Consider the following 9,463-nt stretch of genomic DNA (forward strand, 5'->3'; position numbering starts at 1 on the left):
GGTGCTGCGGGTACCTGCTGGTATGCCGGGGTGTAAGGAGTGGAGACCTGCGGTTCTGCGCCGAAGTCGTCCTCTACGCTGGCACGGGAGCCGCCCAGCGCTTCGCCTTCCGCGATCTTCTGGACGTTGTCCAGTGCAACGCCGACACCTTTGTTCTGTGGAGCGTTATAGCCAAAGAACGTAACACCGACATTTGCGTACATACCGGAATAGATCTGTGTCGCGTCCAGAATCGGCTGCAGGTTAAGATCGACCACCGTAACCGGGGATTTGTTGGACGCGGTGAACACCCAGCATCCTTTGCACTCGTCGCCGAACGGCTGGCCGTCGGACGGGCGGACGCCGTCGCCATCATGCACACTGACCTTCGGCGTTGCAGGGAAGGCCTTGCCGTATTTCTCAATTGCCTTTGCGGTGGCGGCAGCGATCGCGGCGTCGATCATTGCACGGTTGGTAGCGGGGTTTTTCGGTACCAACACAGTGCAGCTGTATTTGGGGTCCTGCCCCGGCTGAGAGGCATAGGGTTTATCCAGATGTGTGTAAGAGAGACGGACGTTCCTCAAAACGATATGTGCGGGATTTGTGTTAGCCATAAATGTAAGACTCCTTTTTATTTAAAGATTATTTGCTTTTGCGAAATAAGGGTCACTTCGTACTATGTTAGAGGGACCGTCATAAGGTGGCAGTCCTCGAAACATTTTTTCAGCTTTGCTCAAAGGTTTTTCTTCTGCGGGTTCGGCGGTACCAGCATTCGGGGTGAAGTCCTCTGCTGCGCTGGGTTTCAAGCTAATTGCTTCGCGACTATCAGACAAAGGTGCTAAAGCAGGTTTGCCATTGGATACAGTGACGTGAGTGCCAGCAACCTCTGTAAAGCGGGCTTTTCCCAGCATCTTTTCAATGCCCGCCAAGGTCAGCGGTTTACGCTCGTACAGCATAGCTTCTTCGATGCCTGCGGCGGTGATATCTGCAAACGCGGCGTCGGGGTCGTCCCATATCCGAGTTTTTCGCCCCTCAACCGCTTTCCAACCGGGTATCTCTTTGCCAGCAAGGCAAGCGGTAAGTGCATACTCTTTTAAGTCAGACACCCACTTTTCGAGGGAGACAGCTTTTTCCAGAACTGCGCCAACTTCGGCGTCAGAAAGCAATGGCGGCATCGGTAGTGTGCCGGTTACTGTTTTGCTGTGGGGGCTGCCGAAATCTTCGAGGGCAGTATACTGATCCGCGCGGGCCCGGCAGGTGTTTCGCGCCCGGCAGAACCGGCACCAGTCGCCGCCGTGGAATTCACCTTCACCAGCGAAGGCTTTTTCTGCCAAGGGCCGCACGGTAAACACGCCCCAGTTGGCCAGATCGTCGCGGGATATACTCCACTCTTTAACGGTATCACCGTCTGCGCGGGGCTGGAAGATCGTGAGTACAATATTGTGTATGTCGTAAAGCATGCCGTAAGCTTCCAGAGCGCCGAGACCATACAGTTTCAGCTGCGGATTATCTTCCGGACTGACCGGTACGCCTTTGCCATGCTTGTAGTCGATCACATGCAGGGTGTTGCCGCCGATGATGATGCAGTCACCGGTACCCCAGCCCTCAGGGACGTACCGAGAGAAGTCCAGTTTTTTCTCCACGGCCATGTAGGGACGGGAAGGGTATTGCATCGACACACCGGTAATGTAGTCCAGATACCCATCGGTGCAAGCCTGCATTTCTTCTTGGTACAAAGGGTCCTTTTTCAGCTTGTTCATCCTGGTATTAAAAGCTTTCGGCCCCATTGGCTCAATAAATTTCTTTCTGACCTTCAGTTCTGCGATGCTGTGGGCCAGAGTGCCTTCCTTGGCGTATTCGCTGGTGCTGTCCGGTAGAGTTTCTTCCAGCCGTGCGGAGGGGGTACAAGACATCCACCGGTGAGCACCGGAAGCAGTTAAAAGAGCATGCTTGCGATCTGCCATCAGAGCTTCGCCCCCATCTGGCGCAGCGTAGTAGCGAATTCGCCGTAGCGTTCTTTGGGTAGCTGGGTCAGCGCCTGCACCCCAAACTGAGCCAGCAGGCCAAGCAGATCCTGCTGTTTACCTGCGTCCATCAGCTGAGACGCCGCCCGTGCCAAATCCTCCATAGCGTATGCAGGAGCCGTAGCTACCGGAGCCGGGTTAACCGGCATTGCTGTAGGCGCAGGATATGCAGAGGCGGGCATTGCAGGCGGCGCCATAGTCGGTGCATTGGGGGGCGGGACAATCGGCGCGGCCTGCTGCGGCGCAGGGGTAGGGTTTATCGGTGCGGCAGGCTGATACTGCTGCACAGGAGCAGGGGCAGCCGTCGGCGCGGAAGCAGAGACGACCTGCGCCCTTGCTGTCTGCTCTGCTGCGGTCTGCGGCAGGGGGATAACATCCTGCTGGTGGTTATCGGAGCCCGACAGAGCGGCCAGTAACAGCTTGTCCGCGGCCAGGGTGATCGTTCCGCGTACGTTGATATTGATATCCATATGTGGATCCTCCTTTATTTGTTGGGCCTGTACACATTCAGGCCGATTTTAATATCCTCGGTGCCGGGAACAGCCTTGTTTCCCTCACTGGACGCGATGCAGATCGACTTGCCGCTGCTCGAGAGGCCGAAGTTCTGCGAAAGGTCGATCTCGATCAGCAATTTGTTACCGTCGATCGACATTGTGACGTTTTTCATGCGAGCTACCTCCTATTAATATATTGATTTTGGATTGAGACATTTTTCTGAAAGCCTCTGCAGTGATTACCGCAAAACCGGTTTCCCAACGAACGCCCACGAATTCCGGGTCATTATAGAGACATCTAGGTGGTTCTGGGGCGCGAGAGATATCGGGTCTGCGCGTGCCGTACAGATAAATTCCATGGTCTTCGCAGTAGGACGCTTTCCATTCCTGAGCCCAGCGTGCACGGAATTCCAGCTTGGTATTCTCAATCTCTTGAGCCATATCAATTTGCATTGGCATCCGCCTCCATCCTCAGCTGCTCCGCCAGCGCGGCGATAAATTCAGAATTTGCGGGCCGCTTTTCCCGGGCCCCTACGATCGGTCCGAATGTGCTTGCCAAGGTGCTTATATCGCAGCGGTCCCAGCAAATTTCAATCGCGTGCCGGATACCACGCTCAACCTTTGAGGGCGTGGTACCGTGCGTTTTGGCGATGGCCGGGTACAGCCCGGTAGTCATGCTGTAAACCGCTTTGGGGTTATCCATGCAGATAGACAGCGCCGATTTTAAGTACTCGTAGCCCACCACATGAGCGGGTACGCCTATCCCCTGCAGGGCAAGAGTAATGTTGTTCATCTTGACAAATCCTCTCTTTCAGATTAAAATCTTGGTAGAATATTTACTTGTGCGCCGCTATCCGATTGCAGTCGGGTGGCGGCTTTTCCTTTGTTCAGGGCATCCTGTGTCGCCTGAAAAGTGTTGCGGGTGCGGCGTTCCAGCCGGTACACCTTGCCAGCCAGCCGAGCATAAGAGATCGACAGCACAGCGAACGACAAGGCCAGTGCGAAAATTAAGATGTCGTGCATGGTGATTCCTCCTTATTTGATGCGGCGAGTTGTAGAGGAGCATCCGGCAGCTGGAGCACGAGTCCTTGTTCCTGCGCCATGGATAGCAGAAGCCGTTTTGCGACATCATAATCAGCCTGTAATCTGGCCGCCTTGCTTTGGTACGCCCGTTCCTGCTCATCATACAGCGCTTGGTTTGCTCGCAGACCAAACATAAAGTCATCATATCCGGTCAGCATGGCGCGGCTCTCGACTATGAGCTGTCTCTCCACATCCAGTCGTAACCCTTTCAGTTTGTCATAAACCGCGGAGCAGAGTTTTCCGTAGGGATTCGAGGCAACGCACCAGTTGATCGACGACAGGGCGGCAGCAAGGGCCTTAGAATTTTCATAAAAATCGTTTCGATCAAATTCCTGCAGCTCTTCCTCAAATGCTTTCACAGCGGCCTTGTACTGACTGCTCATGCCGCCGAGGACATTTTCGACAAACAACTTTTTGAACCCGATCCGTTTTGCGAGGTCGTCATTGCACAGGATTTGATACATCCACTCGTTTGCGTCCTCGTCAGAGAGCTGCCAAATCGCTACGTCCATTAACCATATCTTATCGCCGTAATCGGTAATTTTTTCCCACCGCTCAACCAGCTTCGCGGCATTGTCGGTGTAGTAGTAATCCTGTCCCTCCCAGCTGACATCCGAAAACATATCAGCTAAGATGCCAATTTCCTCTCCACTCTCCATCTGCTGTAGAGCGTCGTAAATATCTGTCGCCGAACTATACTTCGGTGTGCCGGTGTCGAATGGGTCTCCATCAAACATGGTGGGTCGCTCTCCTTTCTTATCTCCATTCCAGCCTCCCCACTCACGCACCCATGCGATACCACGCAGAGAGCGCAGCGTTGCGGTTTTTGTGGGCCTTGTCGTGCATCTTCTTGCCGTTGCTAAGACGTACAACCAAACGAGCTGATCCGTCACGCTTGTCCGTGATGGATGCCGTGCAGCCGTAAAAGTCGCGAAGGTATGTTTTCATATGCTCACTCCTTTCTTGCTTGCCCCTTTTCTGCAAAAGATGTAAAATATTGACAGAGAAGGGAGGTGCAAATGATGAATAGACAACCTGTATCTTCAAGCCGGATAAGAAGCGTTGGCTGGGCAGGCAATGTCATGGAAGTAGAGTTCCATGACGGAGCTGTATACCAGTACATGGGAGTAACTAGCTCCGAATACCGAGACTTTTTGAATTCGAGTTCTCTCGGCTCAGCATTATCAAGGCTTGACAAACAGCACCCATATCACAGGGTATAAGTTCGGGGGCGGCCTAGTTTAGGTCGCTCTTGCTTTTTACAGGTATTCCAGCGACGTCCGTAACACAGCGAATAGAGTCTTCTGTGATGATGACAGACGCGTACGGATTACCGAAGCCTCTCAAAAATTCCACAATCGGAAGGCCTAATCTTTCGAGATTCTCAATCTGCTCTTTTGTCATGCTCGCTCCTCCTTTCCATTGGCACAATCACCCCCGCCGCTATGTACCTCTGCCGTAAATCACAGTCCGGGCAGACATATCCGACAGGGCTTGTCCTGATGCTTACGATCCAGACCCGCTTGCAGCGGGTGCAGGCGGCGGTCATGAGGCGGGTTGCTCTACCGGTTGTAGCATCATCGAGAGCGTTCCGCGTTTGTACGCTACCAGCAAACCAGGGCTAATGTGATACGACCATCGGCCGCCGGGATTTTTTACAGCGTTTCCATAAGGGAGCCGGTTTTGCTGCAAGCCGAGGCGGATATACTGCGGGTCGGCATTCAGATACTTTGCAGCCGCTTCGATCGTGACCTTATCACAACTGAGAATTTCTGTGTCTTGCACGTTGTGTGGCCTCCTTTCCATAATTTACTGTATGATCTCTGTCCGGTTTATGGGACAGTGCTTTTTTCGCCCCTTGAAATGGGGGAGGGGGATGGTATACTGAGATTAAGAATCTAGTGCTGTTAAATCTCGCAAATCTCTATTTGCTCAGCAGACTGAATGACAATCTGAGAAACAATACTGCGAGCAGATAGCCCGGTTTCACGCATGAGCTGCCGGATAACAACTTCCGCTTCTGGACTGATGCGGACATGTCCACTCAGCCCAGCACTAGCATCTGGTGTTTTATGAACGGTCAACCTGATTGGCATGGCTTTGCCTCCTTTCTAAGCTGCGCGATGATCGTCTTGCAAAGTTAAAAAGCTAACTCTCTTTTGGCTCGTTGCATTTTTGGGACGAATCGGGCAAAAAAATCTCTTTAGGATCAAGTATGTCGAGATAGCAGCACAACTTTTGCACTTCTGACAACCTAAATTCTCGCTTTCCAAGAAGCTTTCTGCTCATAGAATTTTCAGAAATACCAATAGCTTTAGCTACCTGTGATTGAGTTTTCCCTTTTCTGGCCATTTGAGCGCGAAGCAAATTTGCATCCATTAAGGCACCTCCCTTGTTGCATATTTGGGACGATTTCATAATAAATCATCTAGAAGAGAAAGTCAACCCATTAATGCAACAAATTTAAAATAAATGTTGCATATATAATCCGAATGGTGTATTATATCCTCATGAAAGGGTGTTGACCAGATGAATGAATCCTCAATGATGGACATAGTAGAGAGAATCAAAAATCAGAGACAAAAGTTGAACCTTAGCTTTCAAGATTTGGCGGACTTAACTGGAATGAGTAAATCAACTTTACAAAGGTATGAATCTGGTGCGATTAAAAATATCCCTTTAAGTAAGGTGGAAATTCTAGCATCCGCTCTGCAAACTACCCCAGAATATTTAATGGGTTGGGATGAGGGACCTGCTGATGAGTACGATATCACTTTCGATGATTTCACATACGCCTTCCTTGACGAATCCAAGGAGCTGACAGAGGAAAATAAGCAGAAGCTTCTTGAAATGGCAAAGTTTTTTAAACAGCAGCAAGACAAAGAAAAAGACGAATAATTTTTGTGGAGATTTCTCACATGGTAGAAATGAATAATCTATACGAGGATATGAGATCGCAGCAGGTCGCCTTTTACACCTACGATGTAGGAGAAGAAACAAGCGTTACCATTGAACTGAACGATCGATATGCTATCTTCTTAGACCCATTCCGAGTAGGGAGCATACCTGAAATGAAACGCATCCTCGCCCATGAACTCGGCCACTGTGCGACTGGTTGTACGCATAAAGTGAGTAGCCCTCTTGATCTAATTGAAAAACACGAGTATAAGGCCAATCGCTGGGCAATTGAGAGATACATACCGTTCGAAGAACTGCATTCCGCGATAAGGCACGGATATACCGAGCGTTGGCAACTGGCTGAGTATTTTGATCTGCCGGAGCCGTTCATCCAAAAAGCGCTGGACTATTATTTTTCTGCATGTCAGAGAAAAAGGGCATAAGAAAAGCCCCACATACTATTCGCAGTAGTATGTGGGGTAAGGCAGAGGCTCCCGATAAAAGAAACCCTTTGAAAATATTGTAGCATATTGGAATAATATGTCAATAACAAGGAGGGGAAAATATGGATAAAGCTTTAAAAGGGGTTTTCAAGTCAATATCCGTTTCTGACAACTCGATTATTATTTCAAACAACATTGGGCGTGGATCAACGGAATTTCCATTGAGAGAAGTAACGAATTTCATTTTTCAAAAAGGCTCATTCACTAAAAATGGATTCCTAACAGTTTGTACCATTGATGGAGCGGGGTACGATGTGACTGTAAACATGGCCGCGACAAACAAAAACAGCGTGTTGTTCCAGTATACCAAAAACAATGAATTTGAGTTGTTGTATTTAAAGCTTAGAGGAATGGTTCCGTTGAAAAGTTTTGATGAACTTAAGCCCACGCCCGCCGATGCGCCGGATTTAAAGCCTGTAGAGCCGACCTCGGTTAAAGGTAATTTAGCGACGGTTAAGTGGTGCCCTAATTGTGGCGCGGAATTCTCAGGCGGGAAGTTTTGTTCAGAGTGTGGGACTCCGATTGGAGGCGAAGAACCAATCCGGGTTGAGAACGCAGCCACAGGCCACCCCATAAAAATATGCTTGAACTGTGGGGAAATTCTTCTTGAACAGGCCCAGCGTTGCCCCAAATGCGGCGAAAAGGGAGAAGGACTGCGAACTATTAAATCTGGAGATTCGGGCCAAATTCAAGCTGTTCGCATAGCAGCAAAGCACGAGGATAAAAAAGGTTTCTGGCAGCGTACAGTTGAAGAAGGGCGAGAAATTAATCGTCAAAAAGAGGCTGCGAAAATAACCCAACCTAAGCCCCTCTCGAAGAAAGAACGCATAAAAGAAAACAAAGCAAACGGTGTGGCCTGTTGCCCCAAATGCGGCTCGACTTCTCTGAGTGCCAATAAGAAAGGCTTTGGGGTAGGAAAGGCTGCAGTTGGCGTATTTACGGTTGGAGTTTTAGGCGCAGCCGCTGGCGGCATCGGCTCCGGGAAAGTTGTGGTTACATGCCTCAACTGCGGCCACCGCTGGAAAGTATAAATAAAAAAACCGCCCATTCCGGCTGGTACCCGGAACGAGCGGCAACCATCAACTTGGGGGCTGACGGTACATAAAATGCAACTATAACTATATTGTATCAGATCAGCCCTCCAAAATCAATAAGGAGGGTATTTTTATGTCTATTTGCAAAAAGTGTCAGGTAGAATTGTCTGATGCGTGGCTTTATTGCCCTTGGTGTGGACAAGACCAACGAAAGCCTGTTACAAAGCGGCGAGTCCTAAAACGAGAAAATTATACTGGCTCCGTTTACAAACGCAAGGACTTAAAAACCCGCCCTTGGGTAGCGGCTACGCCGGCCAATAAAACCGGTTCGCGGCAGATTATCGGCCATTACAGCACAGCACAAGAGGCAAAAGATGCGCTTGAGGATTATCGGCGCAATCCGACGACTAAGCTCAATATAACTTTGCAAGAGCTTTACGACGAATGGCAGCCGATCGGTCTGAAAGACAAATCGAAGCAGTTAGAGGACAGCTATCGAGCGGCTTTTTCCAAACTGGCCCCGCTGCATCAGGAAAAATTCCGAGAACTGCGTACTGCACAAATACAGAAAATTATTGACGCATTACAAATTGAACGCCCCAAGCTGAATAAAAAAGGGGAGCCCATCGAAAAAGACGGTCAGCCGGTAATGCTGCCGCCAATGTCTTATTCCGCTCTACATGATATTAAAGTTTTGATGGGTCTGCTTTACAAATACGCAATGCAAAACGATATTATCAACAAGAATTACGCAGAATTTCTGGTGCTGCCGAAAAAGGGCGGATCGGTCAAAGATTGTTTCACCGATCTGGAACTGAAAAAAATAGAAAACGCGGTGGGGAAAGTCCCCTTTGCGGACTGTATCTATTTTATGTGCTACACCGGCCTACGAATCACCGAGTTTCTCATGCTCAATAAAATGAGCGTACATGAAAAGAACGGCGTGTGTGCCCTGTACGGAGGCATTAAAACCGATGCCGGGAAAAACAAGGTGGTTCCTGTGCATCATAAAGTAAAACCAATTTTGGACGAGTGGATGAACAAGGGCGGAGATACTATTTTCTGCCGACCGGATAGAAAACCGTATACGGCAAAAAGTTTTCGCGAGAAATGCTTCTATGCAGCTCTGGAAGAAATCGGAGTGCGAAAGCTGACACCTCACGCGACCAGACGAACCTTTGCAACGCGTATGAGTGCCGCCGGAGTACAGGAAGAAGATTTCATTGCCTTGATGGGGCACTCCAATTTTAGCGTTGACATCGAGAGTTATATCTTCCAGTCGGCTGAAAAACTTTCAAAATCGATCGAAAAACTCTCTTAAAATCCGTAGCAACCCCGTAGCAACGCCCCCGAATTCAGGACAATTCCCACCAATTTTAAAGCAAAAGAAAAACCGCATCAAATAGCCAACAAATGGCCGTCTGATGCGGTTTTTCCTTAATCAAATA

At 49.5% G+C, this 9,463-nt stretch carries 17 protein-coding genes; 5 read left to right on the plus strand and 12 right to left on the minus strand.

Annotation, left to right across the window (positions count from 1 at the left end; translation table 11 throughout):
- From TY09_RS16700 to TY09_RS18480, 9 genes are all read right to left on the minus strand, one after another.
- Positions 1-593: DUF2815 family protein (locus TY09_RS16700; protein WP_042436709.1), on the minus strand; the 593-nt coding region annotated here is incomplete at its 3' end.
- Between the two features lie 21 nt (positions 594-614).
- Positions 615-1,943 carry a DUF2800 domain-containing protein gene (locus tag TY09_RS16705; protein ID WP_074432648.1) on the minus strand — a complete coding sequence of 443 codons (1,329 nt, stop codon included), beginning with the start codon at positions 1,941-1,943 and terminating at the stop codon, positions 615-617.
- Positions 1,943-2,473 (minus strand): hypothetical protein, encoded by a 531-nt coding sequence (locus tag TY09_RS16710; protein ID WP_052335750.1) that lies wholly within the window; start codon positions 2,471-2,473, stop codon positions 1,943-1,945. The genes TY09_RS16705 and TY09_RS16710 overlap by 1 nt, the downstream gene beginning before the upstream one ends.
- A 14-nt stretch (positions 2,474-2,487) precedes the next feature.
- Entirely contained in the window at positions 2,488-2,670 is a 183-nt protein-coding gene (locus tag TY09_RS16715; protein ID WP_042436712.1) for a hypothetical protein, read from the minus strand.
- Positions 2,639-2,950, minus strand: coding sequence for a hypothetical protein (locus TY09_RS16720; RefSeq protein ID WP_042436716.1), 312 nt, complete (start codon positions 2,948-2,950; stop codon positions 2,639-2,641). The genes TY09_RS16715 and TY09_RS16720 overlap by 32 nt, the downstream gene beginning before the upstream one ends.
- Complete coding sequence (locus tag TY09_RS16725; RefSeq protein WP_052335751.1) at positions 2,940-3,290, minus strand: sporulation initiation factor Spo0A C-terminal domain-containing protein; 351 nt, start codon at positions 3,288-3,290, stop codon at positions 2,940-2,942. Before TY09_RS16725 ends, TY09_RS16720 begins: the two co-directional genes overlap by 11 nt.
- 23 nt (positions 3,291-3,313) lie before the next feature.
- Positions 3,314-3,520: a hypothetical protein gene (locus TY09_RS16730; RefSeq protein ID WP_042436719.1), complete on the minus strand. Its 207-nt coding sequence runs from the start codon at positions 3,518-3,520 to the stop codon at positions 3,314-3,316.
- The gene (locus TY09_RS16735) at positions 3,505-4,317 is read right to left on the minus strand and encodes a hypothetical protein (protein WP_042436722.1); all 813 of its coding nucleotides are present in this window, start codon (positions 4,315-4,317) and stop codon (positions 3,505-3,507) included. Before TY09_RS16735 ends, TY09_RS16730 begins: the two co-directional genes overlap by 16 nt.
- 43 nt (positions 4,318-4,360) lie before the next feature.
- Positions 4,361-4,528 (minus strand): hypothetical protein, encoded by a 168-nt coding sequence (locus tag TY09_RS18480; RefSeq protein ID WP_157037059.1) that lies wholly within the window; start codon positions 4,526-4,528, stop codon positions 4,361-4,363.
- Positions 4,529-4,602: 74 nt separating this feature from the next.
- Between TY09_RS18480 and TY09_RS18085 the strand changes: the two genes are divergently transcribed.
- Positions 4,603-4,803, plus strand: a complete 201-nt coding sequence (locus tag TY09_RS18085; protein WP_074432649.1) for a KTSC domain-containing protein — start codon at positions 4,603-4,605, stop codon at positions 4,801-4,803.
- 322 nt (positions 4,804-5,125) lie between these two features.
- On the opposite strand, the gene TY09_RS16740 is transcribed toward TY09_RS18085, so the two are convergent.
- From TY09_RS16740 to TY09_RS16750, 3 genes are all read right to left on the minus strand, one after another.
- Positions 5,126-5,365 (minus strand): hypothetical protein, encoded by a 240-nt coding sequence (locus TY09_RS16740; protein ID WP_052335753.1) that lies wholly within the window; start codon positions 5,363-5,365, stop codon positions 5,126-5,128.
- Between the two features lie 122 nt (positions 5,366-5,487).
- Positions 5,488-5,676 (minus strand): hypothetical protein, encoded by a 189-nt coding sequence (locus tag TY09_RS16745; RefSeq protein ID WP_042436725.1) that lies wholly within the window; start codon positions 5,674-5,676, stop codon positions 5,488-5,490.
- Positions 5,677-5,728: 52 nt separating this feature from the next.
- A complete protein-coding gene (locus TY09_RS16750; protein WP_042436728.1) occupies positions 5,729-5,959 on the minus strand; it encodes a helix-turn-helix domain-containing protein in 231 nt (76 codons plus the stop codon).
- Between the two features lie 150 nt (positions 5,960-6,109).
- On the opposite strand from TY09_RS16750, the gene TY09_RS16755 reads away from it, so the two are divergent.
- The 4 genes from TY09_RS16755 (at position 6,110) to TY09_RS16770 (ending at position 9,336) form a co-directional block, all read left to right on the plus strand.
- A complete protein-coding gene (locus TY09_RS16755) occupies positions 6,110-6,478 on the plus strand; it encodes a helix-turn-helix domain-containing protein (protein ID WP_042436730.1) in 369 nt (122 codons plus the stop codon).
- 20 nt (positions 6,479-6,498) lie between these two features.
- Complete coding sequence (locus TY09_RS16760; RefSeq protein ID WP_042436732.1) at positions 6,499-6,921, plus strand: ImmA/IrrE family metallo-endopeptidase; 423 nt, start codon at positions 6,499-6,501, stop codon at positions 6,919-6,921.
- Positions 6,922-7,043: 122 nt separating this feature from the next.
- On the plus strand, positions 7,044-8,012 hold the full coding sequence (locus TY09_RS17790) for a zinc ribbon domain-containing protein (RefSeq protein WP_052335755.1): 969 nt from the start codon (positions 7,044-7,046) through the stop codon (positions 8,010-8,012).
- Positions 8,013-8,148: 136 nt separating this feature from the next.
- A complete protein-coding gene (locus tag TY09_RS16770; RefSeq protein WP_042436734.1) occupies positions 8,149-9,336 on the plus strand; it encodes a tyrosine-type recombinase/integrase in 1,188 nt (395 codons plus the stop codon).
- The last annotated feature ends 127 nt before the right edge of the window (positions 9,337-9,463 follow it).

Source organism: Faecalispora jeddahensis (assembly GCF_000577335.1).
GTDB classification, from domain to species: domain Bacteria; phylum Bacillota; class Clostridia; order Oscillospirales; family Acutalibacteraceae; genus Faecalispora; species Faecalispora jeddahensis.

What these genes read in the sequence shown, in the direction of transcription:
- TY09_RS16705 (WP_074432648.1), bottom strand. Translation starts at nt 1,943, where the DNA reads ATGGCAGATCGCAAGCATGCTCTTTTAACTGCTTCCGGTGCTCACCGG.
- TY09_RS16710 (WP_052335750.1), bottom strand. Translation starts at nt 2,473, where the DNA reads ATGGATATCAATATCAACGTACGCGGAACGATCACCCTGGCCGCGGAC.
- TY09_RS16715 (WP_042436712.1), bottom strand. Translation starts at nt 2,670, where the DNA reads ATGAAAAACGTCACAATGTCGATCGACGGTAACAAATTGCTGATCGAG.
- TY09_RS16720 (WP_042436716.1), bottom strand. Translation starts at nt 2,950, where the DNA reads ATGCAAATTGATATGGCTCAAGAGATTGAGAATACCAAGCTGGAATTC.
- TY09_RS16725 (WP_052335751.1), bottom strand. Translation starts at nt 3,290, where the DNA reads ATGAACAACATTACTCTTGCCCTGCAGGGGATAGGCGTACCCGCTCAT.
- TY09_RS16730 (WP_042436719.1), bottom strand. Translation starts at nt 3,520, where the DNA reads ATGCACGACATCTTAATTTTCGCACTGGCCTTGTCGTTCGCTGTGCTG.
- TY09_RS16735 (WP_042436722.1), bottom strand. Translation starts at nt 4,317, where the DNA reads ATGTTTGATGGAGACCCATTCGACACCGGCACACCGAAGTATAGTTCG.
- TY09_RS18480 (WP_157037059.1), bottom strand. Translation starts at nt 4,528, where the DNA reads ATGAAAACATACCTTCGCGACTTTTACGGCTGCACGGCATCCATCACG.
- TY09_RS18085 (WP_074432649.1), top strand. Translation starts at nt 4,603, where the DNA reads ATGAATAGACAACCTGTATCTTCAAGCCGGATAAGAAGCGTTGGCTGG.
- TY09_RS16745 (WP_042436725.1), bottom strand. Translation starts at nt 5,676, where the DNA reads ATGCCAATCAGGTTGACCGTTCATAAAACACCAGATGCTAGTGCTGGG.
- TY09_RS16750 (WP_042436728.1), bottom strand. Translation starts at nt 5,959, where the DNA reads ATGGATGCAAATTTGCTTCGCGCTCAAATGGCCAGAAAAGGGAAAACT.
- TY09_RS16755 (WP_042436730.1), top strand. Translation starts at nt 6,110, where the DNA reads ATGAATGAATCCTCAATGATGGACATAGTAGAGAGAATCAAAAATCAG.
- TY09_RS16760 (WP_042436732.1), top strand. Translation starts at nt 6,499, where the DNA reads ATGGTAGAAATGAATAATCTATACGAGGATATGAGATCGCAGCAGGTC.
- TY09_RS17790 (WP_052335755.1), top strand. Translation starts at nt 7,044, where the DNA reads ATGGATAAAGCTTTAAAAGGGGTTTTCAAGTCAATATCCGTTTCTGAC.
- TY09_RS16770 (WP_042436734.1), top strand. Translation starts at nt 8,149, where the DNA reads ATGTCTATTTGCAAAAAGTGTCAGGTAGAATTGTCTGATGCGTGGCTT.